This window comes from Seohaeicola sp. (assembly GCF_048006315.1).
In the GTDB taxonomy this organism is placed as follows: domain Bacteria; phylum Pseudomonadota; class Alphaproteobacteria; order Rhodobacterales; family Rhodobacteraceae; genus Seohaeicola.
This window is the reverse complement of sequence record NZ_CP180350.1, coordinates 4,135,319-4,159,599: the sequence shown is the minus strand read 5'-3', so window position 1 is coordinate 4,159,599 and position 24,281 is coordinate 4,135,319. Positions and strand designations below refer to the sequence as shown.

The window sequence follows — 24,281 nt, the reverse complement described above, 5'->3', positions numbered from 1 at the left end:
TACGCCCTCAGCGGGATCCGTCCTCTTCGTCATTGTCCTGTCCTTCTGTCTGGTCGGGCGGCATAGCTCCCGTATCCGTGGCAACCGCGGCACGCCCACTGTCCTGGCCGGTCTTGGTCGACCGCCGTGGGTCGCTGTCGAGAATGAGCCCCAGCGCATCGAGCTCCGTATTCGTCTCGGCAATCTCCCGCAGCACTTGCGCGGGCTCATAGCCCTGCCGTGCAATCGCCTCTTTCAGCGTCATGACCCCGGCACGCACCGCTAGCACATCCGCCTGGATGTCTTTCAGCGGATCCACCGCCTCAAAGCGCGGGGCCGTCCAATCTGCGATGATCTCGGCATCCTGCGGCAGCTGGCCTGCGGCTTGGGCTGCTTGCACAAAGCGGCGCCAGACCGGTTGGCAAAGCCCGGGCACCAGAAGTTGCCATTGCAGCGCCTCCATCCGGCGGCGGAACTCGATCAACCCCGCCCGGATCGAGCTGTAATTCACCTGGCTCAGATCGCCGGTCAGCAGCTCATAGGTCAGCCCCACCCCGGCCGCGATCGCATGCAGCTGGAAGCGCATATATTCAGCATAGCCGCCCGAGGAGGCAGGGCTGGCGAACTTCACATCCTTGCCGGGCTCGAGATATTCGATCATCCCCGGCTCGAAGCTCTCGACCCGCTGCCCGGCGGCATTGGTCTGCGCCGAACCAAGTGTGGCCTCGTCCTCCACGCCGGTCACGAAGGCCGCAAAGCAGGCCTCGATCTTCTTGCGCACCAACTCCGCCTCGTCATACTCATCGAGGTCGCGCATCTTCAGCATGACCGGGGCAAACCAGGGCACGCCCCGCACTTGGCCGGGGCGCAGCCGCTCGAAGAGATGCAGCACTTGATCAGCCGGCACGCGGCGCGATTGCACAGCCCCCTGCCCCATCAGCGCATTGGCATCACCCGGATGACGCGGAAACAGCCAATAGGCCACGCGCCGCCCCAGAGGATCGAACTCGACCCCTTGCAGGATATATCCCCCGCCTGACAGCTCCTCTGTGCGCAGGCTGTCGAGATGATCAGGCTCCAGCACCTGGATCTGCAAGGGCACCGGCAGACCATCTGCGCGCAACCGCGGACGTAAGCGTACCAGAACCTCCCCGCTTTCCACGAGAGAGCGCACGATCAGCGCCTGCAGCCCGGCAAAATCGGTGAGCCCATCGGCATCGCAACTGGCAGCAAAGCGCGTCCAGAGCCGATCCGCCTGGGTGGCCAACTCCGTGTCCTGCGCCCGCGCACGCGGCATCAGCCCTGTGCCCACCATATTACTCACCAGCGCCTGCACAGCCTTGGCAGCATAGGGGTTATTACGCACCAGATCGCGGGATCGCGCCCTGAGCCGGGCGAGCGCCGGGCCGATTTCGGCATTGGCACCGGTGCCCGGATTGATCCAGCCTTCCGTACGCCGTGATTGTCGCGCGCCCTCATAGGCACGGGCCAGCACATCGAGCGCCTGGCGTTGCCGCACACGGCGCAGGCCAAGCCCCGGTGCCACGGCACTGATGGCGCGATCAAACCACTGCATGGTGTTCAGCCTTTGGAAAAGCGCGCGAAGCTACGTCTCGGCTTGGGCTGGCCTGTGCTTTCGGCAATCTCCGCCTCGATCACGCGAATGCGCCGCAAGAGATCGCTGGCTGTGCCATAATCGATTGACTTGCCGTCATAGCTCACACGGGTCGTGCCGCTGGCATAGGCCCGCCGGAGGGCCGTCAGTTCTTCCTGGCTCCACTGCATGTGATCGTTGTCCTATAGCCAATTGCCGCGCCGGCGGCCTATCCAACCGCTAACCTGCGGCGACCGGGATGTAGCCGGGCGTGACGATGCCGATGGCGCGGCCAGCTGCGTTGGAGTTTTCAACGCAGATGGAGAGGCGACCCCCAGCTCATCGCCAAGCGCCGCCCACTGCGTCTCAGACCAGCGATCAATCCCCGCAATCCAGGCTGCTGCTCTTGCATAAACCCGGCAGTCCAGCGCCTCGTTCCGCTCGCGCAGCTTCTGCCATTCGAGCTTGGCAAAGCCGCGCTTGTTTTTGACCGTGACCAGTTGCTCGGCGGTGAGTTGTTTCAGCCACTCGGCATCGACCCAGCCCGGCAGATGCAGAAAGCCGGGAGGAAACCTCTCCCCATCTACCGGGCTGGCGATCTCCGGCGGATCGAGCCGCAGGAAACGATAGGTCTCGGCCTTGAAGGTCGAGGTGGCGATGGTCCAAAGCCGGGCGCCGCGGCGCAGGCGTTTGCCGCCTATGGTGGCGTCGACATAGGTCGGCCCCGTCACCGGGCTTGCCCGGTTAAAGCCCTCGAGCCCCTTGACTGGGGCGACCTGCCCAAATCCCACCTGCCGCGCCCAGGCGTAGACGGCTGCCGTCTCATAGCCCGTGTCGATCGCCAACCGCGCGATGGTCATCGGCGTGCCGCTGGCGTGTTGCCAAGTACGACCAAGGAGGTCGGTCAGTTTCTGCCAGCAAGCGGGATCGCCCGGGCCGCCGTCGATGACAACATGGTCGATCAGCCAGCTTTGCAGCCCCCTGCCCCAAGCCCAGACATCAACCTCGATCCGGTCTTTCTGCACGTCGGCGCCTGCGGTCAGAAACAGCCCGCCCGTCGGCACCGTGCCCGCGCGCCAATCTTCCTTCAGACCCTGCAGCCGCTGCCAGTCCGGGGCCTCGCCGCTTTCCATCCAGGTCTCGCCCAGCGAGGTGTTGACGAAGGTCTTCATCGTCTCGTCCCCACCGGCGCGCGCCGACAGAAACGCCTTAGCCATGGCCTCGAGCCGCACCCAGGGCGAATAGATCTCGTTCAGATGGAAGCCTGCAGTCCCATTGAATGGTGCATCGGCGATCCAGCGACCCTTGGATATTGCGGCCCAGCGGGACTCATCCTTCCACGCGGCGTCGCAGTCAGCGCAGTGGTAGCGCGCAGTTTCGGGGCGATGGCCACCATTCTCGTCTTTGTCCCATTTCACCTGGCCCCAGGTCAGCAACTGTTCTGCACCGCACGTGGGGCACGGCACCCAATACCGACGCTGGTCGCTTTCCTCGAATGCCGCCTCGATCCGGCTCGCGCCCTTATTCGTCGGGGTCGAGACCAGCACGATCTTGCGGTTCCAGAACGTCACCGTCCGCTTTTTCGCGAGGTTGACCGGGTCGCCCTCGGCCCCTGCGCTGAACGGATAGCGATCGACCTCGTCGCACAAGAGGAGTCGGATCGGGCGGCTTGCGAGCCCCGAAGGCGCGTTGGCGCCGACGATGGTCAGATGCCCGCCTGGGAACCGTTTGTGCAGGATCTTGTTGTTGCCATCCCGCGAACGCGGATCAGCGATCTTGCCCTGCAGGCAGGGCGTGTCCCGCGCCATCGGCGAGAAACGGTCCTTTGACCAGGTTTCGGCATCGCGCTCGGTCGGCATCACCACCATGATCGGCGCCGGATCGTGGTCGATGTGATAGCCGACCATATTAAGAATCGACTCCGACTTGCCGATTTGACTGCTCGACATGATCACGACGGTTTCGGCCGCCGGATCCGAGATCGCATCCATGATCCCGCGCTGGTATTCGGCGCGGCTTGTCCGCCACTGGCCGGGCTCGGCGCTGGCCTCAGAGCTCAGCCGGCGGTTCTGATCAGCCCAATCGCTGATCGTCAGGTCCGGCGGCGGCTTCAGCACCGCCAGCGCCTTCGCCACAGTCCGCTTCAGGATCGCTGACCCCTTCAAGGTCAATGTCGGCTTCAAGTTCAATGTCTGGCTGCGCGAGATCATCGAGCACCTCGCGGATGGCGGCGCGGATCAGGTTCCGGGTGTCTCCGACGGTTGATTGTTCAAAGGCTTGTGGTGCCAGCCGGTCAGGCAGGGCCAGCAGTCGGGTGCGCAAGAGCGCCAACACAGCAATCCAGGCCGCCTCGATCTGTTCGGCCGCGATCAGCGAGCGGCGCTTTTCTTCGGCTTCCATTTCAGCGAGATCGGCCCGCGCTCGGATGAACCGCGCACGTTCAGCGGCATAGTCTGGCGCACCGGCCTGCGCCTTCAGCGCCTGATCGCGCAGATAGCGGACATAGCCACGCACGGACCCGATCAGATCATACTGGCCGCGTTCGGCCTTCGGTATTACGCCCTCGCGGCTTAGTTGCTGGATCCGCCGTTCTGATAGGTCCAGAAGCCGCGCGATCACGCCGATGGGCTGTGTAGCTGTCGACATGCGCAGACCTCGAGAGTGCGATTAACCATATGGAATTGCGTCGAATTCACTGGATAAGATCGGCCGCCAGAGCGAAGCTGACCTGGCAAACGACGCTCGGAGAAATCACCATGGAAACCACAAGCATTCGGCTCCCCATCCGGAACCTGCCCGAGCACTTCGACCGCAGCCGCATCACCGTCATCCTTGAAGAGATCGAAATGGCCTTGATGGACGATGGTGGCGTTTACGGCAGAACCTTTGCCGACAGCTTCACCATCACCGTCGAAGTCCCGACCCATCAGCTGATGGATACGGCAAGCTGCCTGAAAGACCTCGGCCTGATCTAACTTCGCTGCCGCGCAACGCGGATGGACTCAAAGAGCCGCCGCAGAGCGAACGATCGAAACAGGCTGACGATCGTGAAGATCCCGCCCATCGCGAGGTTTTGTCCGAGTGTCGTTTGCAGCCCAAATATCGGGAAGATCAGAATCTGCGTCACGACCGCGACGCCGTAACCGACGATCACGTTGGCGACGGCCTCGACCAACGACATTAGGCGAGACTGTTTCATGCGGCCTCACGCTCCGCCCTCAGAGTATCAAAGGTCGTATCGCCTCCGTCCAGAATGGCCTGCTTGCCAGTGAACTTCTGCCAGCGCTGGACGGCCACATCGACGTAAGCAGGGTTCAGCTCGATCCCGAAACAAACACGCCCTGTCGTCTCGGCGGCGATCAGCGTCGTCCCTGATCCCATGAAGGGTTCGTAAACCGCCTGACCTGGGCTCGAGTTGTTCTGGATCGGACGCCGCATGCATTCGACGGGCTTCTGCGTCCCGTGAACGGTCTTCTCGTCTTGGTCCTTGTTCGCGATATGCCAGAGCGTGGTCTGCTTGCGGTCGCCTGCCCAATGGCCCTTGCCGGACTTGCGCACGGCGTACCAGGCCGGTTCGTGCTGCCAGTGGTAATCACCCCGGCTCAGAACCAGCCGATCCTTCGCCCAGATAATCTGGGAGCGAATGGTGAAGCCCGCGACTTCGAGACTCTCCGCCACGGTCGCAGCGTGCAGCGCGCCATGCCAGACATAGGCGACATCGCCGGGGAACAGGGCCCAAGCCTCGCGCCAATCGGCGCGGTCGTCGTTCAGCACCTTGCCGGTGCGCTTGGTCTTCGCCGCCCCCGCTTGGTTGCGCCAGCCCGGGTCATATTCCACGCCGTAGGGCGGATCGGTGACCATCAGCAGCGGCTTCACCGGGCCGAACAGACGCTCGACATCCGAGGCGACCGTGCTGTCGCCGCAGAGCAGCCGGTGGTTGCCGAGGATCCAGAGATCGCCCGGGCGGCTGATCGGATACTCGGGGGTTTCCGGCACATCGTCCTCACCCTCCTGCGGTCCGGTGCCTTCCTCGAGACCCGACATCAGAGCGTTCAACTCATCCTCGGTGAAGCCCGTCAGCCCGAGGTCGAAGTCCGCCTCCAGCAGGTCGGCCAGTTCGAGGTTCAAGAGATCCTTGTCCCACTCGGCATTCTCGCTCGAGCGGTTGTCCATGATCCGGAACGCGCGCGCCTGGGACGCGGTAAGACCCTTGGCGACATGCACCGGCGCAGTCTTGAAGCCGAGCTTGCGCGCCGCTTCCAGCCGCGTGTGCCCGGCGAGAACAACCATGGCCTCGTCCACGACGATGGGCTGGCGCCAGCCGAACTCCTGGATCGAGGCCGCGACCGTTGCGATCGCCTGCTCGTTGCGGCGCGGGTTGCGCGCATAAGGAATGATCTGCTTGAGCGGCAGGTCCACGACGTCCATGGTGATGTCCTTGGGGATGCCCGAAAGCGAAATGGGGTCGGATCCCCATTTCGGTTCAGGCGGGTTGTGTCAGGCGGTCAGGCCTTTGTTTTGTTGAGGTTCGACGCAAACCGAAACGAAACGGTTGTTTTTAGGGGTGTCACTGGGAAACCCTTGGGCCTCGCCCCCCCGAATACGGTTACAAAAAGGAGGGACCCGTTCAATTTCAATGGGTTGCGAGGCGCACCATTTTGCATGGAGACAGTTTTTTCGGCAAACCAGTCACCAGTTGCTCCGCTTCAAACTACCCACTCCAGTACCAAAACGGGGAGACCCGTCTCTGAGACGCACTCTCCCCATTATATGCTTTGTCTAGCATGATCTTGTTGCAGCTGTCGAAAACAAAAGTGTTGCAACACTTCATCCCGTATCCCGCAAGTAAATCCTTAATTTTGCTGTCGGTAACGAAATATTTTCAATATAAATCAGAGCGGTGACGGCGGTGACGGACGCTTTTGATGGATCCCCAAAAGAATGTGAGTTCGAAGCGGTGTGACGGGGTCGATTTTGACCGACGCATGCGAGTTGAGTTCAGGGGTGCGCAGATCAAATTGGACGGCGGCCTTCTGGTGATGCGCGAACTTGATGACGCGCTCGCACAGTCCTATCTGTCATTCAGGAAGTTCTGTGACAACGAGGTGTAGTTGCAATTTCAGGCGACTTTTGCGACAGCAGTATCACCATCAGGAAAATGTCAGTCACCAATTCCGAGGGACCATGATGAATCGCAGGTTTTTTCGGGCTTTGGGCCTGATATGCGCGGGCATTTTTCTAACATCCGGCGTGGTTTCTGCGAAAGACGAGCGCCTGACTCGGCTGGACACGGGTGATCAGACCCGAGGATGGGAAGCCGTCGGACGTCTGGATATCGACGGTCGAGGTTTCTGCACCGGTGCCTTGATCGCGCCCAATCTAGTTCTGACTGCCGCGCATTGCCTGTTTGACCGAACGACAGGCCAGCGGATCGACCACAGCAAGATCGAGTTCCGGGCAGGATGGCGCAACGGCCGTGCCGAAGCTTACCGCTGGGTAAGACGGGCGGTGATCGATCCTGACTATACCTATGATGAAACAGTTGTCTCAACGCGCGTGCGCAACGATGTGGCCCTTCTGGAATTGCAGCAACCGATCCGCACAACCTCGGTCGTGCCCTTCGAAACGGACGCGCGCCCGCGCACTGGCGACAGGGTCGGCGTCGTGTCCTATGCCTATGACCGCTCCGATGCCCCATCCTTGCAAGAAATGTGCGGTGTCATGGGGCAGCAGGAAGGCATATTGATCATGTCGTGTTCGGTGGATTTCGGTTCTTCCGGCGCACCAATCTTTTCCTTCGGATCTGAAGGAGTGCGCATCGTTTCAGTTGTCTCTGCCAAGGCTGAAGTGCGGGGAAGCAAGGTTGCCCTTGGAACTCAGTTACAGGAACCCCTGAAACGGTTAAAGGCGCAGCTTGCGACTAGCGACGGGTTTTTTATGCACGCCTTACCCGACATCAACCGCGTGACGCCCGGCGGCGTTCAGCGCGATACCGGGGCCAAGTTCGTCCGGCCTTGATCAGGCCTGGCCGGTCTTGTACCCCTCCCAACCGCTTCCTACGTTCGAGTATCGGGATTTTATGCAACCGAGGCATTCACCCTGTCGCGCAGTTCCTTGCCCGCCTTGAAGAAGGGCACCGACTTTGCTTCGACCTCAACAGCCTCACCTGTCCGAGGGTCGCGTCCTTGCCGCGGCTCTCGCCTGCGAGCAGTAAACGACCCAAAGCCGCGCAACTCGACGCGACCACCCTCGGCAAGTGTTCCGGTTATGCTGTCAAAAATCGTACGCACGATTTTCTCCGCATCGTGCTGAGTGAGCTTTGGGTTTTCGGCAGCAATCTTGGCCACCAATTCGCTTCTGAGCATAAATGATCCCCTTTAAGCGGCGCAGTGATCAGTGTTTGTCGTTGTTTGATGCGCTTGGGCAGGTCAGGTAAATCTGCCCAAGCAATTTGTGTCAACACGCATTGAGCCGTGTCGCGATCTTGGTCAAAGCGAGCTTGTGCTTCCGCCATGCTGTGCTTCGATCGACGCCCAGTTGGTAGGTGATCTCCTTCCAGGGACGCCGGGCCGCCCGCCACCAGATCAAGCGACGTTCGTCCTCGCCGATCCACAGCACCCAGTCGAAGGTCTGCTCGAGCCGGGTAATCGCTGCCGTCGACGGCCATACCCGCATCGGCTGCAGCTCCATCGCGAGGATTTCTTTCTCCGACCGCACGATCTGCGGCCATGCGTTGAAGTATCCCTGCACCCTAACCGGCGGCAGCTTGCGCAGGGTGCGGAAAGCCTCCTCGAAATGATCGGCGACGTCGTCGGCGGTCCAGGTGCGATCAGCCATGGTGCACCTCCCTCACAGCGGGCAGCGGCCCGTAGAGCTTGTCCCCCAGTTGGCGGACGAGTTCACGCTCGGGCCAGGTCAGTCGCGGGTCATCAAGGGACACGGCGAGCATGCGCTGCTCATGCCAGCCCTCACGCTTGACCTGTTCCGGATCCCGGCGCTGGCCGCCGTAGCCTTTTGGGTAAAGCCTCATGCCACACCGCCTTGGGTCTCGAGAGCCCAGTGCAGGATGGCGATGGCGTCGGCTTCGTTGTCGTCCGCCGGGCTGTAACCGCGCGCACGGGCGGCCGCGATCATGGCCTGCTTGGGTGCGTTTCCGTGGCCCGTGGCATGGCGTTTGATCGTGCCCACCGGCGTTCCAGCATAGGGAATTCCCCGCAACTCAGCCCATGCCGTCAGTGAGGCCATAAGGCCCCCATAAACGTGGGCTGCGTCCGTCCCTGCGTGACGCCTGACTTCTTCATACCAGATCACGGCAATGGGCCCGGAAAGCCGGTCCAGTTCCGTAAGCCAATTTGTGAAGCGCAGATAGCGCATACCGCCTCCATCGTAGCGGCCAGGCTTGAAGCTGGCCGTGCCGGTGGTGATCAGACCGTCGTAGCCGCGCAGGGCCCAGCCGGTCGTGGTGCCGAGATCGAGCGCCAGAATGCAGCGCGGATTTTCGTTGGGTTGGGTCATCAAAACCTCCTCTTCGCTTTGGCGAGCGTGGCGAGAGGGCTGGCCGGTGAAGGCTGCGGTCTCGCCAGGCCCCGAAGGGTGGTCTGATCATGTCAGGTGCGGGGCGAGCGGGCCGCCCAGGACTTCTTTCAATTCCTTCAACGGGGCATCTTGAAAGAAGTTAGCCCCTAAGGTGTTGATCCCTATATATAATATAACTTCTTTCAATATTTCAATTATTTCATGAGGTACCTCATCCTTATTTACACCGCGCGCGCGAGGATACACATATACAGGGATCCTCTTGAAAGATTGAAAGAAGTGAAGGAAGTCAAAATACCCATTTCTTACAGGCACTTGGACCCAAACTTCTTTCAATTGAAGAAACCGCCGGTTTGAAGGAAGTCCCCGGATCACGCCAGAAGCCGGTAAACCATGGCCCGCCGCCCGCCGGTATCCCGCATGCCAGTGGTGATGTCCCCGCTCTCGATCAGGGTGAGCAGGATCTCATCGCGGTCACGGGATTTCAGCCACTGCGAGGCCCGAGTGATCTCGGACTTGGTGATGCCCTTGGCACCCGAGCCTCGGATGATTTCCTTCAACCGCTTCAGGTGTGCCTCGGTCTCGGTGTCCGCGACATGCCGCTCCACCGCCTCCATCGTGCGCTGCGCGTAGTGCCGTACGAAGGTTATGGCCCATTCCGCAGCAGTGATCTCGATTTCAGGCTGAGCAGGATCACGCCCCACCGCCACGATGAGGGCAAGCTTCAGGGCGTTTTCCCCGATACGGGCGAGGATGGCTGTGAACGCCGTGCCAGCGGCAGCGCGCAATTCCTCCGTCAGATCGATGCTGAGCTGGCGGAACCGGGCGCGCGCCTCCTCGGTCATGTGCACGATCATCGGGTTCACGGCGGTGTTTTGATCGGCGGTCTTGCCCGCGAGATTGCCCTTTTGTGTGCCCCCACCCGATGCAATGAGCTGAAGCCCGTTGATCAGCGCGGGCGGGGCCTGCCGGATGCCCACGGCGATGTTTTCATCGGGGTAGTCCTCATCGCTCGGCAGGATCAGGAAACGGGCCAGTGATCCATCGACCACGTTCGCCCCTTGCAGCGCCCCCCAAAAGTGCAAGGGCGTCGTCGTACCATAGACGCAGAGGCAGGGCTGATTGATATCGCGCCGTTCGTTGGTTCCATCCCGGTTAGCGTATTCCGCCCCGAGGAAAATCCCGCCCGCCGAGGTATAGAGCTCGGTCATGTTGTCGAGGATCTCGGTGATGTGGCGCGGGCTGCGCTTGCGGTCCGCCGCCGCCGACAGAAACATGCCGAACTCGTCGATCTGGAACAGGATCGCGGGCTGGCGGTGCAGCGCGGTCAAAAGCCCCGCGCCGGAGGCAATCTTGTTGCCGCCGAGGTGATGCGCGAGCCCGGCTTCGAAGAAGGTTTCGTTGATGATTTCTCGGGCGTGGTTCTTGCCTGATCCACTATCCGCGATGCCAACGACATAAAGGTTCGAGCGCAGGTTGCTCTCGGTGCGGTAGTTCCGACCCATCAGCGCGCCAATGGCGCAGAGGCTGGCCCCGAGCGAAAGAAGCGGCTGCGGCCGCCGGGCGGTGGTCAGCATGTAGTCGGTCAGATCGCCCACCAGCCCGTCAGGGATGGCCAGAGCATACGCAGGTGCTGGCGCGGACACTGCTGGGGCAACCGTCGCGACATCAAGCCTCGCTAGTAAACCGGCCGCCGGATGGTCTCCACCATCGGGCAGGCTGCCGTCCAGGCGAAGGTCAGGCTCAGGCTGCCAGCCGCGCTCCATGGCGAGATGGTAGATCGTGCCAGCCCCGATCCGGTCGGGCTTGAAGCTGGCCCAGGCCTTCATCGTGGTCGCGGGCACATCCTTGGCCGCCTGCGCTGACCAGTCAGCAAAGAGATCAGCACCGGCCTCGCCGAGCGCGCCTTTGAGGGCCATGCCGACGCGCATCCAGCTGTCATAGTCGAGTTCGGCATTTGGCAGCCAGGCGAGCGCCGCCTCGATTGCTGGCAACGTACCGATTTGACTGTGGCTGCGCGCGATGTCACCGGCTGGTGCACTGGACGCCAGCCCCCGCTGACGCAGCGTTTCCGGCAGCAGCGCATAGGCCTCGTCAAGAAACGCCACCGCGGCCTCGGTCGTGATTTCCGGCAGATCGGTGATGTCGATGTCCGCCAGCCCGTCCTCAGGCCAGGCATAGGGTGCACCGGTGTCCGGATGATTGGCGTAAGCCACGAACTGTTGCCCGAGGCAGAGCACTTCCAGCGGATGGCGCTTGATGCCCCGGAATGGCTCTGCCGTGCGATAGACCAGCATCCGTTTCGGGGCCCGGCCGATGCGCAGGGCGGGCGTATCGCCAAGGCGGGCGCGCGCCAGCTGCTCGATCTGCAGTGCAAGATCAGCATCGTCTTTGATGTCGATATCGACCGCTGCGACAGCACCGCCCACGATCCCGACGCCGCAATCCGGCCAAGATGACCATGTGGCCACCTCGACCTCGGTCGTGCCGCGCTCGGCATGACGGTTCCATTCCGGATAATCCGCCCATGCCCCACGCTGGAAGCGGCCGGGCTTTTTCGTGCCCGGGCCGATGGGCAGGATGGCGTAGCCATTTGTGACGAGCCGTGCGCCGAAGCGCGCCATGAAGGATGTGTCAGCCATCAGAAGGGTACCTCGGGGGTCATGGCGTCGAGGCGTTTGCGGTCCTGGCCCGCCAGCTCGCGCAAGTGGTCGCAATATCCGGTGACGACCGCATCGATGAAACGGTCCCACTCGGTCTCGGTGAGGGTGGCGAGATCGGATTTCCCGATGCTTTCGAGATACTCGCCGCCTTGTTGGCCGCCGACGGTCATGGCCTCAGCCTCGTTCGGGGTTGGATCGATCATGCCCTTCCTCCCATGGCAGATGTCCTGGCAGGTCTGGCTGCAGAGGTGCTTGCGGCTGGTGTCGCGCCGCGGGTCGGTGAGCCGATAGTGGGGGTTGAACCAGCCAAACCCACGAGGTTGCCGGTGGCAGACGGCGCAGAGGCCGGTGTGGAGTGCGCGCATTGGTCAAACCTGTGGCCGGAAATTTCGACATAGCGGCCCGAGGGACGGATCGAGATTGCGCTGGGGCGAGCAAGACGCACGGCTTCCGCGATGGCCTGATCGACAGTGAGCGGCACCGGGCAGCCCGGGGCGCGCTTGCGCCACCACTCAGCCGCCTTCTGACGCGCATAGCCCTGGTGCTCGATACAGACCCATTCGCTGTAGGACTTCAGCCCGCAGCTGTAGGTGACCTTCATCGAGGGTAGCCCGCCAAGCTTGTCGTGGCGGCTGTAGGAGACGCCGTGCACGGGCAGCCATTGGATCTTCGGCGACAGGACTGGCAGCGTGGCCGCCGTCGGAGCGATCTTCACCTCGCGAGCCGGAAAGACGTAGCCGCAATCGGGGCATTCAGTTGCCGAGAGCGCGATGATGCTGTCGCATTCGGGGCAGAGCTTGGTCGGAGCCTCGCCACCACCGCCTTCACCCGGACGTTTCGGGCGCACCAGATCGATCGGCCCGTGGCGCCGGACATTGCCTGCAAAGTCGAGGACCAAACAGTTCTCCTTGCCCGGAGCGAGACGCGTACCGCGACCGACCATCTGCACATAGAGGCCTGCGGATTTGGTGGGGCGCAGGAGCGCGATCAGATCGACGGCGGGCGCGTTGAACCCGGTGGTCAGCACGCCCATCGAGGCCAGTGCGCGGATTTCGCCGCGCTTGAAGGCGGCAATGATCGCGTCCCGCTCCTCCTTCGGCGTATCCCCGAAGATTGTGCAGCAGGTGATCCCCTGGCGGCCGAACTCCTCGGCCACATGTCGCGCGTGCTCAACACCCGAACAGAAAGCCAGCCAGGATTTCCGGTCACGGCCGTGCGCGATGATCTCGCTGACCGCTGCCCGGGTGATGGCCTCCTTGTCGACCGCCGCTGCCAGATCGCGCTGGATGTAATCACCGGCGCGGGTGCCGACCTTCGAGACATCGAGCCGCGTGACGGGCTGTTTCGACACGAGCGGGCTGAGATAGCCAGTGTCGATCAGATCGCGCACCGGGGCCTCATAGGCGATATCGGTGAAGAGCGCGTTCTTACCTTCGTGCAACATGCCGCTGTCGACCCGGAATGGCGTGGCGGTCAGCCCGATGACCTTGAGTGCCGGATTGATGCGGGTCAGGCCGTCGAGGAAGCGCCGATACATGGTGCTGGAATTGCCGGGGATGAGGTGCGCCTCGTCGATCAGCACGAGATCCGTGTGCCCGATCTCAGCCGCGCGGCGGTGGATCGACTGGATGCCCGCGAAGAGGATGCGGGCCTGTGCCTCGCGCTTGCCCAAGCCCGCCGAATAGATGCCGGCCGGGGCCTCGGGCCAGAGGCCGATCATCTCAGCATGGTTCTGGGCGATCAACTCGCGGACATGGGTCACGATCAGGATGCGCTGGTCAGGCCAAGCTCTCAGCACGCCTTCGATGAAGGCGGCCATGACCAGGCTCTTGCCCCCGGCGGTCGGGATCACCACCAGCGGATTGCCTTTGTGGGATTGGAAATAGCTGTAGATCGCGGTGATCGCGGCCTGTTGATAGGGGCGCAGGGTCAGCATGGCGCGGCCTCCGTTGAGCGGGCGTCGTTTGCCCAGGTCGAGCCATCGGCCATGCGGTAGGTGACGACATCGTCGCCCGCATCGATGACCTCGCCTGGAACGAGATCGGGGATGAAAAGATGGCGGTTGCAGGCCGCACGCTGCTCGGCCGGCACCAGAATCCGGTCGTGACGGGCGCAGTGCCAGCCGCCGTCAACGGGCGTTGCATGCAAACATGACCGGCAGGTCACGGCCGCCCCACCACCCTCGTGGCAGGCGGTATGGTGATCGCAGAACCGGCATTCGAACCAGGCCGGGTCCTGGCTGATCCGCGCGGGCGGATGCTGGGCGAAGATGATGCGCCCGGCCTTTTCCAGAAGACGCTCGGCCATGGCGCGGTCCGCCTCGATGCGCTCGACATGCAGCGCGTCGGTGTCCTTGCAGACCGCGACGTAGAGGGCGCGCGTGATGCCCGTCAGGTGCATGTAGATCTGCATCTGCGCGGCATGCTGGGGCTTGGCCTGCACCACGCCTTTGGCGGTCAGCTCAGTGAAGCTCTTGACCCCATGGGTCTTGAACTCGAGCACATGCCAGGTCTTCGGGGCCTCGAGGATGCCGATGGCAACGCCGTCCAGCGAGCCGCCGAAATGGCCGCCATGGGCTTCGACGCGGAACTGGCGGCCCGTCTCCGGGTCGACCTCGAGCACCGTCGCGCCGGTGGCGCGCAGATTGCGCACGAGGCGGTCCTCTTCCAATTGACCAGTCTCGAAGAGGCGCAGCAGGCGGCCGGAATGGCGCGCGGGCGTGACCCAGCGGAAATCATACCAGAGCGCGCGGGCGCAGGATTTGCCGATGATCGAGGCGCCGAGGTGGTCGCGGAAACCGTCGCCCTGGCGGGCCTCATAATCGGCATAGATCGCCGTCAGCGTCGGCGTGGGGGCTTCGGGAAGCTCGGCCATCACAGACCCTCCCGTTCACTGCGTGCCTGAGCCTCGGCCAGAATGCCGCTCCAGGTCTCGGGGTCGTGGCGCTCACGCAGAACACCGATCAGCGCGTCCTTCAGCTTTTCGCGGCGGCGGCGACCGGTGCTTTTGGCCAGCAGTTCTGCCCGTTCGCGGCTCAGGTGTCTGAGCGCCGTGCGGGCCCGATGGAACCAGTCCGGGTCGATGGGCTTATGGCCGCGCTGCCGGCCCAGATCAGCCGTCGCGATTTGGGTGCGGATCTTGGCAATGGCGTCGTCGAGTTCGATCAACCGGCGCTGATCATCAGGCAAGCCGGGGCTGATCACGGCCACAGGGGCCGCGTTGTTCATGTCACTCATGGGAATGTCCTCAGATGGGGTTGGGCACCGCCCCGGCCGTCAACAGGTCAAGGCGGCGCAGCGCATCAGCCCTTCTTGTTCCAGGGAGCAGATGTCATCTTGGCCGGAGCCGCAGGTGTCGCGGACGCGGCGGGCGTCGGTTTGGCAGCACGGGCCGCTGCGCCATGTTCGGGCGGCAGATAGGCGATGGCATTGCTCTCGCCATAGCCATTCTTCGGCGGCTTGATCTTCACCTGGATCATCATCGGGATCAGGTGCAGTTCCTCGCTGTCGCTGACATGCATCCGGCCCGTCGCGTGACAGATCGCCGAGAGCGTGCGCTGCGCGATTTCCACGGTGGTCGGGTTCGGGTTCACCAGGTTCAGCTGGTCGAAGATCTTCCGCCCCTTGTGCTCGCCATCAAGGATATCGAGCATCAGCCAGAGGAACTGGCCCATGCCGTTGCGGGTGACGCGCATCTCGCTTTCGACGATCTGGGCGCGATATTTGCCGGCGGGCAGCAGTTCGTAGGCGGTGGTGGGCTCAACGCTGGTCGCGTCAAAGGACGTATCGAAACGTGCCATGGTCTTATCCTTTCAAGGCAATCATTCAGGTTGGGGCATGGCTGCGAGGAACTCTGACCACTCAAGTGGCAGGGTGTCCGGCAGGCCGTAGCGGTTCTTGGCGAGGAAGGCGGGGCGCTCTTCGGTGTGCATGACGCGCGCACCAGACCCGAGCGCCCGAGTCACCTTCTTGTTGAAGCCGACATCGGATTTCGCGACCGAGATCTGATAGTTGGCGAAGAGCACCACATCGGAATGCTCTTGCAGCAGCGCCGAGGCGCGGGTCTGCAGCTTGATCACGTAGCGGTCGTAGGGCTCGTGCTCGGGGCTATCAAAACGCTTGATGTCGGTATGGGCGATCTGGATGACCACCATGCCCTTCTGGTCACGAAGCGCATTGAGCTTGTCGAGATATTCGCGCCAAACATTCAGCGCCTCGGCATAGCCCTTGCCAAACCCCGGCGCCTCGATGGACGCCCATTTATTGCGCTGGCAGGCCTCCGCCCAGATCAGCGGCTCCAGCCAATCGACGCTGTCGATCACCACAGTGCCAAAATCATGGTCCTCGGTCAGGAGCGCATCAAGCGCTTCAGCAACTTCGGCATAGCTTGTCGCCAGCGGAAAATGTGGGACCTGCAGTTTGCCGAGCCCGTCCTCGGTCATGATGAACACAGGCCTATCCGCAGCGGCCGCGAAGGTGGATTTGCCAACCCCCGCCACACCATGGATCAAGATGCGCGGTGGCGTCAGCGCAGAGGTCGTGCGCAGGGAAGCGAGTGAAATCGCCATTAGAACTCTCCTATGTCAGGGTTGGGTTTGGAAATCGTCGCCAGGACGGGCGCGACTTCGCCGGTGACAGCCGCGTAGAGCGCATCAAGCCGGTCGGCTTCCGCAAGGCATTCAAGCCCCTTGCGCCGCATGAAGCGTCGCGCATCGTCGAGGAGATCGGGTTCAGCGATCAGGTCCGGGACCACGACGTATTCCTGAGCGCTTTCGACGAAGTAGGACTTCGATCGCAGGTCGCTGACGAGGGGCGCAAACGCATCGCAGCGGTTGGCGAAATCCGTCTGGCTCAGCCCGTCGTGGCGGTTGCGCAGGATCCGCTTCACCTCGGAAATGATCCCGATGCGCAGCATACGCATCGCGCCTTCCGCCCTTGCCTGCGAACAGGTCAACGGAAAGGCTTCGCCCATGATGTCGTCGGCTATTTTCGGGGCATTGTTGCCGAGCTGAGAGGCCACCTCCCAGACGCGTTCGGCAAAGGCTGCTGACTGGCTGTCAAGCATCGAACCACTCCTTGATGTTGGTGAAAGCTTTCGACCCGGCCGCGATGGCGGCGACGTCGAGATGGTGAAACTGGCTGTCGCGGGCCTCGCGCATCCCCGCTCGGGCAAGGGCCAAGTTCTCGTCCGTCGCCCATTCAGCGAAGGCACGGAACGTACCGGTGACATGCTGCCAGGCGGCCTGTTGGGGTGTCGGCGGGACATAAAGCGGGTTCCGGCGACTTGGTTTGCGCTCAGGGCGCATGCCGCGCATGGCGGCATCGACCACCATCTTGCGCAACACCGCCCGGTTTGGCTCCTCACCACGCTCGAGTTTCTCGTCGAGGGTTCGGCGTACGATGCCCGGGTCAGCCTCTTCCGCGTCGCGGATCAGTCGCGCATCGTGAATGGCTTTGCGTGAAAGGCCGATGTCTGCGGCGGAAGGAACGACCTCGTTCCCCTGCGAAACGAGGTCCGTTCGTACCCCGCTCTTGCCGACCTCACCTTGAGCCTGTGCCATGTCATATTCATCGGCGAGGCGGCGTTTGGCGGCGGCTTCGATTTCCAACGCATCAGCCTGGGCGCGATGGGCCGCCGCAATCAGATCATCATGCGCGGACTTGGCCCGACTGAGGCGCGCGGCACGCTTTGCGACATCGTAGGCAAGCCCTGCGGCCTCACGGGCTTCGAGGACTTCCGCCGAGGTCTTCGCATTCGAAAGCATGGTCGCGGCACGATCAATCAAACCGGGAAGGCTCGGGTCGCCCTGGGGGATGGGAAGAAGTGCCGTCACAACGCACCTCCGTTCAAAAGGAAACGGAACTTCGGCTTGCCGGTGCGGACCGTGCGCGCGGGCTCAAACCCCTTGCGCCAACTTTCGGGCAAAGCGCCGAATTTGCGCTCGGACACCGACAGCTTGGTATCGATGAACTCGGCCGGGTCTTCGCCAGCGGATGCGATATTTGCAGCGATCTGGGCGAGCTTGGCCTGATCCCAGACGATGCGCTTAGGGAGTTCGGCGATCACGGTGACGCCGTCATCCTCGAACCGGATGGTGCCCGTGTCCTTGCCTTCGTGACCGCGACACTCAGAGGCTCGGGCCGCATAGCGGACCTCAAGGGCCAGAGCGAACCGCTCGATTACCGCCTTCATGTGGTCGGTGGCGACATCGATTTCCGCTTGGACAGCTGCAAGGAGGTTTGGTGGCATGAGAGCCAGTTCTGTGACCGGCAAATTGAGCATGTCATCCACGCTCGGGGTGTTTTCGGGGAAAGCCATAGGGGCTCCTTTCAAAACGAAATCAGTGGGCTGCGATCAGCCGTTCAGGGATGGACGGTGTGGGAGGTTTCGGCCGGGCGATGGCGCGGTATTCAAAGAGATCCGGGCCAAGGCGTTCCTGGACGAGATGCACCAGCTGTTGCTCGGAGGCGCGCCAGGCGGCATCCGCGATGCCGCGCAACGTGGCCTGCTGAGAGGGTGTCAGGCGCGACATGAGCGAGCCGGTATCAACGGCCAAAAACCCACGGTGGTAGCTGACACTTGCACCTGCGTCTGCGAGCGAGACCCAAGCGTAAAAGCCAATATCATCGCGGATCTGCAACGCCATCACGACACCTTTGCGCTTTGGGAGGCATTGCCTCGGCGCAATGCCGCAGCCTCAAAGGTCATGATGTCCTCGAGCCGGTAGATGACCCGCCCGCCGAGTTTGAGATAATCGGGGCCTTCGCCGGTCCAGCGCCACCTCTCAAGTGTGCGGTGAGAGATCGCCCAGCGTCGGGCCAACTCCTTTTGGGTGAGGCAGAGTTTTGACTGCATCCTTGTCTCCTGTCTTGGTTACCAGGAGACAATGCAAAACGCCGGCGTGGGATGTCGTCGGGATCGGAGTGGGATACAGTGCCGGATGAAATTTTTGAAGAATATCAGCACACTGAAACGCTCTGGGGGATGGGCATCCGGCACCCATCCCCCAGCAGATCCCACACCCATCCCACGGCAGGCACGGTTGCGCGGTCTTTAATCGAAGCGCAAACGGTAGTTCCCGCGCCCATCGGACTGAATCAATTCGCGCCACTCGGGCTTTGACTTGAAGACATCGACCATTTTCAGGCTGCGCGATCCTGCAGCCGTCAGAAGGGTTTTTCCGTTCTGCCAAGGCTGACCCGCTTCGGCTGCGGCATGAAGCACCCGCACGACGTCGGCCTGGATGGCACCCAGTTGAAAGCAAAAGCCGCGGCTGCGCACTTCGCGGTAGCCGACGGTGTAGATGAACCCTTGCTCTGGAGTTTGTCCGTCGCCCATGTGAAATCCTGATTTGATTTCATAGCGATCGCGCTCATGGCGTCGCATCAAAAGATCACCAATAACAACATATTGCGGCGCATGTACCTCCGGAAACGCCGCGTAACCGCAGCGATCATGGCGAAACTCATTCAGATGAGCCTCCCCACAGCGGAAGAGATGGAACACATCGCAGGCATGTAGATCGAGAAGGCCGCTGAACACCCGTTCTTCATAGGGCACCCGGAACCGCACCCCATCGATGTCAGCATCATAGTCGCCAAACTCTAGGAGTTGATTGAAGACCCGAATGGACAGGCGGACGTGGTTGTTTTCTGCGAGGTAGATCAGGTCGTCTTCCTCAATAGACCAGCGCCGAAGGATCTCTGACAGCGAATAATACTCCTTCTCAATCCGCATGACTGCCTCCGACTCTCACCCCGCATGTTCCATTATTGTTCTATCGTCTTGACGATCCCATAGCAATCATGTCTTATCCTATTATATCCACAACCGGATGGGGATAAGATGACCTCGCATCATAGTTTGGCCGACCGACTGCAGGCGCGTGCGGACCAGCTTGGGCTCAGCCCCGCGCATGTTGCGGAGATGGCCAGGGTCAATCGGTCTTTCGTGTACGACATCCTGCGAGGCCGCTCATCTCGGCCGGGCCTAGATCGATTGATGGAGGTCGCGCGCGTCCTCAAGGTCGAAGTAGATTGGCTGATCCACGGCATTGGTGATATCGAGGGGCCATCCCCTTTCTTGGAAAACCCCGACGAAAGCTTCGTGCCGATCGCGCAAGCCCCCGTGCGGCCCTCAATGGGCGGCGGGTCCGTGGCACTTGAGATCTATGACGAACCAGGTCGTGCTTACCACTTCCGGAAGTCTTGGATCAAACAAGGTCTAAAGGCATCGCCCTCCCAACTCCGGATCATGAAGGTCGAGGGCGACAGCATGGAACCCACGCTCTTTGATGGTGACACCGTGCTCGTTGACATGGACCGTAAGGCCCCGAACCCACCTGGGATCTTTGTTCTGGATGATGGCATGGGCTTGGTAGCGAAGCGCCTGCAACATGTCCCGAACAGCGATCCGCCTGCCGTCCGCGTGATCTCGGACAACAAGCACTATCCGGAGTACGAGCGCACGGCAGATGAAATCGTCATCATTGGCCGCATTCGTTGGTTTGCGCGGGAGATTTGAGGTGATTGAATTCTGTTCCCTTGCTGATGACGAGCCAACCCTCAGCTATTCGCCATTGCTCAGAGGCTTTCTAAAAACCTTCGCCTATGTTGCTGAACACGGCGGCATCGGCCTCACGGCCTCCAAAGGCTTCAAGCGCAACTTCGTGCATTGGGCGGCGCGGGAGTTCAACTGGCACGGCCATACCGAGGCGGACCTCTTTGCCGTGAACAAAGTCCTGAACGAGCAGGATTTCATGCCGCTCAGCGATATCCACTTCTTGCTGACGACCCTCAAGATGGGGCGGCACTACAAGGGGCAGTTCAAACTAACCAAGGCAGGCACGGAAGTCAGCCGGCATCCTGGGCAACTCTTCGGGATCATTACACCATTTTATCTCTTTGAGGTGAACCACACCGGATACACGCGTTTCAGCGATGGACCTCTTCTTGGCAACTGGGACATGTTTTTGAACATTCTGAATGTCGAGGCCGAGGACGGCATTACAGGTGCGGATCTGCGCCATACCCTTTACGGCCCACCCGACCACAGCCCGTTACCCCGCTACGATGACGTGCTTGGCAGCTTGTACCTCAACATACTTCGGCCGCTTTGTTGGGTTGGCTTGCTTCACATGAACCGCGTCAAAGGGTTTCAAAGCACCGAGCGCAGCGTTTTCACCAAAACTCCGCTTTGGAAAGCCGCACTCAAACTCGAGACTGATCCACTGGTGAAACCTGCCACACGTCATTGATTGCGCCAAGCCGCAAACCCTAACACGTACTCTCGAGCCCGCAGGCCTTCACCAACCGATTGTTTCGGCTTGATTATTGGGTTCTGTTGGGACTCAAGTGGGTTCACCAACCCGAAAGGCGCTCCCATGCTTGATGAACGTGAAACCCCGATTTCGGGGCCCAATCCCCTATGCCCTGAGCGCATGTCGGCCGACGCGCGCCTCGCCGAGATCGGGCGCATCCTGGCCGCAGGTGTCGTTCGGCTGAACGCCACGAAGTCCAGCGGTTTATCTGCCGAGAACGGAGACAGTTTCGTGGACTTCTCTCCCCGAAAGAGCGGTGGTCGTCGTGCAAAACGTATCCGCATCGGAGGAATTCATGAAGCATCACAATAGGATAACGCCAACGCAGCCAGGTCATGATCAAAGCCTAGACCAGACAGTGCTGTCGCGCCTGGCCGCCATGAAGGCAATGTCTGTCAAGGAGTTGAAAGCCGAATGGGAGAAGCTCCTCGGCACCTCGGCGCCGAACAACAGCCGCGCGTTTCTTGAACTGCGGATCGCCTATCGGCTTCAGGAATTAACCTACGGCGGCCCGGACCGTGAGACACGCCGCATGCTGGATCTTTTGGCCGATGAGGTCGAAGGCCACGCCCGGCGCAAACACCAGATCGCTGATCCCCGCAATCCCGTGACGGGCACGAAGCTGCTGCGCGAATGGGACGGCGTCGAGCACACCGTTACCGTTCTGAAAGATGGCTTCGATTGGCAGGGTCGGAAGTTCAAATCTCTCTCCGCCGTCGCCCGCGAAATCACTGGCACCCGTTGGAACGGGTACCGCTTCTTCGGCCTGCGCGAGCGCAAGCGGGAGGAGGCATGATGCAGATGGAAACCCGCCCGAACCGCCGCCTGCGCTGCGCCATCTACACCCGCAAGTCGAGCGAAGAAGGGCTCGACATGGAATTCAACAGCCTCGATGCGCAGCGGGAGGCCTGCGAAGCCTATATCGCAAGCCAGAAATCTGAAGGCTGGGTTGCCACGCGCGAACGCTACGACGACGGCGGGTTTTCTGGTGGCACTCTCGAGCGCCCGGGGCTCAAGCAGTTGCTGGCCGATATCGACGATGGTCTGATCGATGTCGTCGTCGTCTACAAGATCGACCGACTGTCGCGCTCGTTGATGGATTTCTCCAAGCTGGTCGAAGTATTCGACCGCAACGGGGTCACCTTCGTCTCGGTGACGCAATCTTTCAACACCACCACATCCATGGGGCGGTTAACGCTGAACATCCTGCTGTCGTTTGCCCAGTTCGAGCGCGAGGTCATCGGCGAACGCATCCGTGATAAGGTAGCAGCCTCCCGCAAGCGCGGCATCTGGATGGGAGGGTATGTGCCCCTCGGCTATGATGTGCAGGATCGCAAGCTGGTGGTAAACGAGGTCGAGGCCGCCTCTGTGCGCGGGATCTTCCAGCGGTTTATCGAATTGGGTTCCGCGACCGTTCTGGCCCGCGAGTTGCGAAGCGATGGGTTCCGAAACAAACAGGGCACGCTGATCGATAAGGGCTACCTGTACCGCCTTCTGAACAACCGGGTGTATCGGGGCGAGGCTCTGCACAAGGGCAAGGCCTATCCCGGTGAACATGACGCCATCATCGACGCGGACCTCTGGGATCGCGTGCATGCCATCCTGCAGGAAAGCCCCCGCAAGCGAGCGAACAACAGCCGGGCGCAAACTCCTGCTCTCTTGAAGGGGCTGATCTTCAGCGAAAATGGCGCGGCCATGACGCCGACCAGTACGAAAAAGGGGGCGAAGCTTTACCGCTACTACGTCTCCATGGACGTGATCCGGAATCGCGAGACTGGCGAGGAGACTGCTCCGATGCGGCTAGCCGCCGGAATGGTCGAGGACGCGGTCGTGACCGAAGTTCGGCGCATCCTGCAAACGCCAGAGGTTGTCACGCAGGTGCTGGCTGCCCTGAAACGCGACGGCGGCGGAGTGGCTGAGGCGGACGCCATCGCAGCCTTGCACGAGTTCAACGCGCTCTGGTCGCAACTCTTCCCACCCGAACAGGCCCGGATCATCCAGCTTCTGGTGCGGCGGGTCACGGTCACCGCTGCCGGGCTCGAGGTCGACATTCGCCGCGAAGGCATTGCGGGCGTCATCCGCGAGATGCTCGCACCTCTTAGAATGGAGGCGGCGGAATGACAAAGCCTTACGACACGATCCGCGTGTTGATCCCGCTGAAGGTGCGCAAGAAGAACGGGCGGCCGAAGATCCTGCCACCCGCCGACTACCGCCCAAGCGAGGATCAGACCCAAGATCCGCACATCCTGCGGGCCATCGGCCGGGCATGGGGATGGCGGCGGCGCATGGAGGCGGGTGAGTTCGCCACGATCCAGGAACTGGCCGAGGCCGTTGGACTCGCGGAGCGCCATGTCAGCAGGCAGCTGCGGCTCGCCTATCTGGCCCCCGAGGTGCTGAAGCGGTTGACCTGTCGGCGGGAGGCGTCGGCGGTTAGCCTGTATGACCTGTGTTTTCTGGCGGGGGAGGCTTGGGGGGAGCAGGTGGGGCGGGCCGTTGGCGATTAGGCAGCAGATCGACGTGAACGGCCCAATGCTGACGCTCATCTGTGGCCAAGGAAGCGCCGCTTCCCGTCTGCTACAAGACGCAGCAGTCATTGCGTTACACATGTCGCCTGAGACCTCTTCACGCAGGTTGCTCATTTTCCTCATTCCGGGCGTAGGGTTTCCGGAGCAGATTCGCAGCGAGAACGGCTGAGCGTTGCGGGTCTCAGGGCTTCTTGACGACACGCCGCGGGGGCCTGCGGACCACCTCGACCTTCGCCATCAGTGCCTCGGTCTCCTCCCGGCTGCGCAGAACTTTGGTGGGTGGTCCTGAAGCTTCTTTCGCCGCTAGGGCGGCGCGCATCTTCTCCACCTTCTCCTTATGCCGCCTCAACCCGTTGGCAATCTTGTCGTTGGACTTTCGGATTTTTTCCTGTTGCAGGCGTTCCTTGTTCAGGAGGCGCTCTCGCGCGGCCTCGCCCTCGGCCCGTCCAACGGCATGCACGCGTTCGGTCCTGGGGTCCGGTTCTCCGAACCAGCCCGATCCCGGACCCACCAAGGTTGATCCACCCGAATAGTCGCCCTTGCCCATGTCGAACTCCGTTCCGCCACATCCAGTTTGCTCGAGTTTCCGCGCCCACGCAAGGCCGCCCAGACCGCGAGCGGCAGCCCGTGACGCTTGCGAGCATTCTGGTGTGATCGCCCGCCTG

General features: G+C 61.9%; 32 protein-coding genes and 1 pseudogene. 9 read left to right on the top strand and 24 right to left on the bottom strand.

Annotation, left to right across the window (positions count from 1 at the left end; genetic code table 11):
- Window positions 1–7 precede the first annotated feature (7 nt).
- From ACMUJL_RS20620 to ACMUJL_RS20605, 4 genes are read right to left on the bottom strand one after another with little or no spacing between them, the layout of a single operon-like run.
- Window positions 8–1,555, bottom strand: a complete 1,548-nt coding sequence (locus tag ACMUJL_RS20620; RefSeq protein WP_375571262.1) for a phage portal protein — start codon at window positions 1,553–1,555, stop codon at window positions 8–10.
- A 5-nt stretch (window positions 1,556–1,560) separates the two neighbouring features.
- Window positions 1,561–1,764, bottom strand: coding sequence for a phage head-tail joining protein (locus ACMUJL_RS20615; protein ID WP_375571264.1), 204 nt, complete (start codon window positions 1,762–1,764; stop codon window positions 1,561–1,563).
- A gap of 12 nt (window positions 1,765–1,776) precedes the next feature.
- A complete protein-coding gene (locus ACMUJL_RS20610; RefSeq protein ID WP_416914433.1) occupies window positions 1,777–3,690 on the bottom strand; it encodes a phage terminase large subunit family protein in 1,914 nt (637 codons plus the stop codon).
- Window positions 3,647–4,219: a terminase small subunit, Nu1 gene (locus ACMUJL_RS20605; RefSeq protein WP_375571268.1), complete on the bottom strand. Its 573-nt coding sequence runs from the start codon at window positions 4,217–4,219 to the stop codon at window positions 3,647–3,649. Before ACMUJL_RS20605 ends, ACMUJL_RS20610 begins: the two co-directional genes overlap by 44 nt.
- A gap of 29 nt (window positions 4,220–4,248) precedes the next feature.
- Here ACMUJL_RS20605 and ACMUJL_RS20600 point away from each other — a divergent pair, with 29 nt between their 5' ends.
- Window positions 4,249–4,548 (top strand): hypothetical protein, encoded by a 300-nt coding sequence (locus ACMUJL_RS20600; RefSeq protein WP_375571270.1) that lies wholly within the window; start codon window positions 4,249–4,251, stop codon window positions 4,546–4,548.
- Here the strand turns inward: ACMUJL_RS20600 and ACMUJL_RS20595 are convergent.
- A complete protein-coding gene (locus ACMUJL_RS20595) occupies window positions 4,545–4,772 on the bottom strand; it encodes a DUF7220 family protein (protein WP_375571272.1) in 228 nt (75 codons plus the stop codon). The genes ACMUJL_RS20600 and ACMUJL_RS20595 overlap by 4 nt on opposite strands.
- Window positions 4,769–6,001, bottom strand: a complete 1,233-nt coding sequence (locus ACMUJL_RS20590) for a DNA modification methylase (RefSeq protein ID WP_375571274.1) — start codon at window positions 5,999–6,001, stop codon at window positions 4,769–4,771. The genes ACMUJL_RS20595 and ACMUJL_RS20590 overlap by 4 nt, the downstream gene beginning before the upstream one ends.
- A gap of 497 nt (window positions 6,002–6,498) precedes the next feature.
- On the opposite strand from ACMUJL_RS20590, the pseudogene ACMUJL_RS20585 reads away from it, so the two are divergent.
- Both ACMUJL_RS20585 and ACMUJL_RS20580 read left to right on the top strand, forming a co-directional pair.
- A pseudogene (locus ACMUJL_RS20585) lies at window positions 6,499–6,654 on the top strand (IS1380 family transposase); the annotation flags it as partial.
- A 103-nt stretch (window positions 6,655–6,757) separates the two neighbouring features.
- Window positions 6,758–7,591, top strand: coding sequence for a trypsin-like serine peptidase (locus ACMUJL_RS20580; RefSeq protein ID WP_375571276.1), 834 nt, complete (start codon window positions 6,758–6,760; stop codon window positions 7,589–7,591).
- Between the two features lie 59 nt (window positions 7,592–7,650).
- Here the strand turns inward: ACMUJL_RS20580 and ACMUJL_RS20575 are convergent, their stop codons facing one another.
- The 17 genes from ACMUJL_RS20575 to ACMUJL_RS20495 form a co-directional block, all read right to left on the bottom strand.
- The gene (locus tag ACMUJL_RS20575) at window positions 7,651–7,938 is read right to left on the bottom strand and encodes an integration host factor subunit beta (protein WP_375571278.1); all 288 of its coding nucleotides are present in this window, start codon (window positions 7,936–7,938) and stop codon (window positions 7,651–7,653) included.
- Between the two features lie 91 nt (window positions 7,939–8,029).
- Window positions 8,030–8,410 (bottom strand): DUF6362 family protein, encoded by a 381-nt coding sequence (locus ACMUJL_RS20570; RefSeq protein WP_375571280.1) that lies wholly within the window; start codon window positions 8,408–8,410, stop codon window positions 8,030–8,032.
- The gene (locus ACMUJL_RS20565) at window positions 8,403–8,603 is read right to left on the bottom strand and encodes a hypothetical protein (protein WP_375571282.1); all 201 of its coding nucleotides are present in this window, start codon (window positions 8,601–8,603) and stop codon (window positions 8,403–8,405) included. The genes ACMUJL_RS20570 and ACMUJL_RS20565 overlap by 8 nt, the downstream gene beginning before the upstream one ends.
- Window positions 8,600–9,088 carry a crossover junction endodeoxyribonuclease RuvC gene (locus ACMUJL_RS20560; RefSeq protein WP_375571284.1) on the bottom strand — a complete coding sequence of 163 codons (489 nt, stop codon included), beginning with the start codon at window positions 9,086–9,088 and terminating at the stop codon, window positions 8,600–8,602. The genes ACMUJL_RS20565 and ACMUJL_RS20560 overlap by 4 nt, the downstream gene beginning before the upstream one ends.
- 392 nt (window positions 9,089–9,480) lie before the next feature.
- Window positions 9,481–11,751, bottom strand: a complete 2,271-nt coding sequence (locus tag ACMUJL_RS20555) for a PriCT-2 domain-containing protein (RefSeq protein ID WP_416914060.1) — start codon at window positions 11,749–11,751, stop codon at window positions 9,481–9,483.
- Entirely contained in the window at window positions 11,751–11,975 is a 225-nt protein-coding gene (locus ACMUJL_RS20550; protein ID WP_375571288.1) for a DUF6511 domain-containing protein, read from the bottom strand. The genes ACMUJL_RS20555 and ACMUJL_RS20550 overlap by 1 nt, the downstream gene beginning before the upstream one ends.
- Window positions 11,972–13,708 carry a DEAD/DEAH box helicase gene (locus ACMUJL_RS20545; RefSeq protein ID WP_375571290.1) on the bottom strand — a complete coding sequence of 579 codons (1,737 nt, stop codon included), beginning with the start codon at window positions 13,706–13,708 and terminating at the stop codon, window positions 11,972–11,974. The genes ACMUJL_RS20550 and ACMUJL_RS20545 overlap by 4 nt, the downstream gene beginning before the upstream one ends.
- Window positions 13,702–14,646: a hypothetical protein gene (locus ACMUJL_RS20540; protein WP_375571292.1), complete on the bottom strand. Its 945-nt coding sequence runs from the start codon at window positions 14,644–14,646 to the stop codon at window positions 13,702–13,704. Before ACMUJL_RS20540 ends, ACMUJL_RS20545 begins: the two co-directional genes overlap by 7 nt.
- Window positions 14,646–15,008, bottom strand: a complete 363-nt coding sequence (locus ACMUJL_RS20535) for a hypothetical protein (protein ID WP_375571294.1) — start codon at window positions 15,006–15,008, stop codon at window positions 14,646–14,648. Before ACMUJL_RS20535 ends, ACMUJL_RS20540 begins: the two co-directional genes overlap by 1 nt.
- A 65-nt stretch (window positions 15,009–15,073) precedes the next feature.
- Window positions 15,074–15,571 carry a DUF669 domain-containing protein gene (locus tag ACMUJL_RS20530; protein WP_375571296.1) on the bottom strand — a complete coding sequence of 166 codons (498 nt, stop codon included), beginning with the start codon at window positions 15,569–15,571 and terminating at the stop codon, window positions 15,074–15,076.
- Window positions 15,572–15,592: 21 nt separating this feature from the next.
- Window positions 15,593–16,339, bottom strand: coding sequence for an ATP-binding protein (locus ACMUJL_RS20525; RefSeq protein WP_375571298.1), 747 nt, complete (start codon window positions 16,337–16,339; stop codon window positions 15,593–15,595).
- Window positions 16,339–16,836 (bottom strand): hypothetical protein, encoded by a 498-nt coding sequence (locus tag ACMUJL_RS20520; protein ID WP_416914065.1) that lies wholly within the window; start codon window positions 16,834–16,836, stop codon window positions 16,339–16,341. Before ACMUJL_RS20520 ends, ACMUJL_RS20525 begins: the two co-directional genes overlap by 1 nt.
- Entirely contained in the window at window positions 16,829–17,605 is a 777-nt protein-coding gene (locus ACMUJL_RS20515; protein WP_375571302.1) for a hypothetical protein, read from the bottom strand. Before ACMUJL_RS20515 ends, ACMUJL_RS20520 begins: the two co-directional genes overlap by 8 nt.
- Window positions 17,602–18,090, bottom strand: a complete 489-nt coding sequence (locus tag ACMUJL_RS20510; RefSeq protein ID WP_375571304.1) for a hypothetical protein — start codon at window positions 18,088–18,090, stop codon at window positions 17,602–17,604. The genes ACMUJL_RS20515 and ACMUJL_RS20510 overlap by 4 nt, the downstream gene beginning before the upstream one ends.
- 22 nt (window positions 18,091–18,112) lie before the next feature.
- On the bottom strand, window positions 18,113–18,418 hold the full coding sequence (locus tag ACMUJL_RS20505; RefSeq protein ID WP_375571306.1) for a hypothetical protein: 306 nt from the start codon (window positions 18,416–18,418) through the stop codon (window positions 18,113–18,115).
- Window positions 18,418–18,627 (bottom strand): helix-turn-helix transcriptional regulator, encoded by a 210-nt coding sequence (locus tag ACMUJL_RS20500; RefSeq protein WP_375571308.1) that lies wholly within the window; start codon window positions 18,625–18,627, stop codon window positions 18,418–18,420. Before ACMUJL_RS20500 ends, ACMUJL_RS20505 begins: the two co-directional genes overlap by 1 nt.
- A 198-nt stretch (window positions 18,628–18,825) precedes the next feature.
- Entirely contained in the window at window positions 18,826–19,509 is a 684-nt protein-coding gene (locus ACMUJL_RS20495; RefSeq protein WP_375571310.1) for a hypothetical protein, read from the bottom strand.
- Between the two features lie 108 nt (window positions 19,510–19,617).
- On the opposite strand from ACMUJL_RS20495, the gene ACMUJL_RS20490 reads away from it, so the two are divergent.
- From ACMUJL_RS20490 to ACMUJL_RS20465, 6 genes are all read left to right on the top strand, one after another.
- Window positions 19,618–20,295 (top strand): XRE family transcriptional regulator, encoded by a 678-nt coding sequence (locus ACMUJL_RS20490; RefSeq protein WP_375571312.1) that lies wholly within the window; start codon window positions 19,618–19,620, stop codon window positions 20,293–20,295.
- Window positions 20,246–21,028, top strand: coding sequence for a hypothetical protein (locus tag ACMUJL_RS20485; protein WP_416914058.1), 783 nt, complete (start codon window positions 20,246–20,248; stop codon window positions 21,026–21,028). The genes ACMUJL_RS20490 and ACMUJL_RS20485 overlap by 50 nt, the downstream gene beginning before the upstream one ends.
- 126 nt (window positions 21,029–21,154) lie before the next feature.
- The gene (locus tag ACMUJL_RS20480) at window positions 21,155–21,403 is read left to right on the top strand and encodes a hypothetical protein (protein ID WP_375571316.1); all 249 of its coding nucleotides are present in this window, start codon (window positions 21,155–21,157) and stop codon (window positions 21,401–21,403) included.
- Between the two features lie 46 nt (window positions 21,404–21,449).
- Entirely contained in the window at window positions 21,450–21,887 is a 438-nt protein-coding gene (locus tag ACMUJL_RS20475) for a DUF2924 domain-containing protein (RefSeq protein ID WP_375571318.1), read from the top strand.
- Complete coding sequence (locus ACMUJL_RS20470; RefSeq protein WP_375574048.1) at window positions 21,887–23,212, top strand: recombinase family protein; 1,326 nt, start codon at window positions 21,887–21,889, stop codon at window positions 23,210–23,212. The genes ACMUJL_RS20475 and ACMUJL_RS20470 overlap by 1 nt, the downstream gene beginning before the upstream one ends.
- On the top strand, window positions 23,209–23,595 hold the full coding sequence (locus tag ACMUJL_RS20465) for a hypothetical protein (protein ID WP_375571320.1): 387 nt from the start codon (window positions 23,209–23,211) through the stop codon (window positions 23,593–23,595). Before ACMUJL_RS20470 ends, ACMUJL_RS20465 begins: the two co-directional genes overlap by 4 nt.
- 202 nt (window positions 23,596–23,797) lie before the next feature.
- Here the strand turns inward: ACMUJL_RS20465 and ACMUJL_RS20460 are convergent, their stop codons facing one another.
- The gene (locus ACMUJL_RS20460) at window positions 23,798–24,163 is read right to left on the bottom strand and encodes a hypothetical protein (RefSeq protein ID WP_375571322.1); all 366 of its coding nucleotides are present in this window, start codon (window positions 24,161–24,163) and stop codon (window positions 23,798–23,800) included.
- Window positions 24,164–24,281 lie beyond the last annotated feature (118 nt).

Bases quoted from the DNA above. Each gene is read 5' to 3' on its own strand.
- ACMUJL_RS20620 (WP_375571262.1), bottom strand. From the start codon at position 1,555: ATGCAGTGGTTTGATCGCGCCATCAGTGCCGTGGCACCGGGGCTTGGC.
- ACMUJL_RS20615 (WP_375571264.1), bottom strand. From the start codon at position 1,764: ATGCAGTGGAGCCAGGAAGAACTGACGGCCCTCCGGCGGGCCTATGCC.
- ACMUJL_RS20605 (WP_375571268.1), bottom strand. From the start codon at position 4,219: ATGTCGACAGCTACACAGCCCATCGGCGTGATCGCGCGGCTTCTGGAC.
- ACMUJL_RS20600 (WP_375571270.1), top strand. From the start codon at position 4,249: ATGGAATTGCGTCGAATTCACTGGATAAGATCGGCCGCCAGAGCGAAG.
- ACMUJL_RS20595 (WP_375571272.1), bottom strand. From the start codon at position 4,772: ATGAAACAGTCTCGCCTAATGTCGTTGGTCGAGGCCGTCGCCAACGTG.
- ACMUJL_RS20590 (WP_375571274.1), bottom strand. From the start codon at position 6,001: ATGGACGTCGTGGACCTGCCGCTCAAGCAGATCATTCCTTATGCGCGC.
- ACMUJL_RS20580 (WP_375571276.1), top strand. From the start codon at position 6,758: ATGATGAATCGCAGGTTTTTTCGGGCTTTGGGCCTGATATGCGCGGGC.
- ACMUJL_RS20575 (WP_375571278.1), bottom strand. From the start codon at position 7,938: ATGCTCAGAAGCGAATTGGTGGCCAAGATTGCTGCCGAAAACCCAAAG.
- ACMUJL_RS20570 (WP_375571280.1), bottom strand. From the start codon at position 8,410: ATGGCTGATCGCACCTGGACCGCCGACGACGTCGCCGATCATTTCGAG.
- ACMUJL_RS20565 (WP_375571282.1), bottom strand. From the start codon at position 8,603: ATGAGGCTTTACCCAAAAGGCTACGGCGGCCAGCGCCGGGATCCGGAA.
- ACMUJL_RS20560 (WP_375571284.1), bottom strand. From the start codon at position 9,088: ATGACCCAACCCAACGAAAATCCGCGCTGCATTCTGGCGCTCGATCTC.
- ACMUJL_RS20555 (WP_416914060.1), bottom strand. From the start codon at position 11,751: ATGGCTGACACATCCTTCATGGCGCGCTTCGGCGCACGGCTCGTCACA.
- ACMUJL_RS20550 (WP_375571288.1), bottom strand. From the start codon at position 11,975: ATGATCGATCCAACCCCGAACGAGGCTGAGGCCATGACCGTCGGCGGC.
- ACMUJL_RS20545 (WP_375571290.1), bottom strand. From the start codon at position 13,708: ATGCTGACCCTGCGCCCCTATCAACAGGCCGCGATCACCGCGATCTAC.
- ACMUJL_RS20540 (WP_375571292.1), bottom strand. From the start codon at position 14,646: ATGGCCGAGCTTCCCGAAGCCCCCACGCCGACGCTGACGGCGATCTAT.
- ACMUJL_RS20535 (WP_375571294.1), bottom strand. From the start codon at position 15,008: ATGAGTGACATGAACAACGCGGCCCCTGTGGCCGTGATCAGCCCCGGC.
- ACMUJL_RS20530 (WP_375571296.1), bottom strand. From the start codon at position 15,571: ATGGCACGTTTCGATACGTCCTTTGACGCGACCAGCGTTGAGCCCACC.
- ACMUJL_RS20525 (WP_375571298.1), bottom strand. From the start codon at position 16,339: ATGGCGATTTCACTCGCTTCCCTGCGCACGACCTCTGCGCTGACGCCA.
- ACMUJL_RS20520 (WP_416914065.1), bottom strand. From the start codon at position 16,836: ATGCTTGACAGCCAGTCAGCAGCCTTTGCCGAACGCGTCTGGGAGGTG.
- ACMUJL_RS20510 (WP_375571304.1), bottom strand. From the start codon at position 18,090: ATGGCTTTCCCCGAAAACACCCCGAGCGTGGATGACATGCTCAATTTG.
- ACMUJL_RS20505 (WP_375571306.1), bottom strand. From the start codon at position 18,418: ATGGCGTTGCAGATCCGCGATGATATTGGCTTTTACGCTTGGGTCTCG.
- ACMUJL_RS20500 (WP_375571308.1), bottom strand. From the start codon at position 18,627: ATGCAGTCAAAACTCTGCCTCACCCAAAAGGAGTTGGCCCGACGCTGG.
- ACMUJL_RS20495 (WP_375571310.1), bottom strand. From the start codon at position 19,509: ATGCGGATTGAGAAGGAGTATTATTCGCTGTCAGAGATCCTTCGGCGC.
- ACMUJL_RS20490 (WP_375571312.1), top strand. From the start codon at position 19,618: ATGACCTCGCATCATAGTTTGGCCGACCGACTGCAGGCGCGTGCGGAC.
- ACMUJL_RS20485 (WP_416914058.1), top strand. From the start codon at position 20,246: ATGAAATCGTCATCATTGGCCGCATTCGTTGGTTTGCGCGGGAGATTT.
- ACMUJL_RS20480 (WP_375571316.1), top strand. From the start codon at position 21,155: ATGCTTGATGAACGTGAAACCCCGATTTCGGGGCCCAATCCCCTATGC.
- ACMUJL_RS20470 (WP_375574048.1), top strand. From the start codon at position 21,887: ATGCAGATGGAAACCCGCCCGAACCGCCGCCTGCGCTGCGCCATCTAC.
- ACMUJL_RS20465 (WP_375571320.1), top strand. From the start codon at position 23,209: ATGACAAAGCCTTACGACACGATCCGCGTGTTGATCCCGCTGAAGGTG.
- ACMUJL_RS20460 (WP_375571322.1), bottom strand. From the start codon at position 24,163: ATGGGCAAGGGCGACTATTCGGGTGGATCAACCTTGGTGGGTCCGGGA.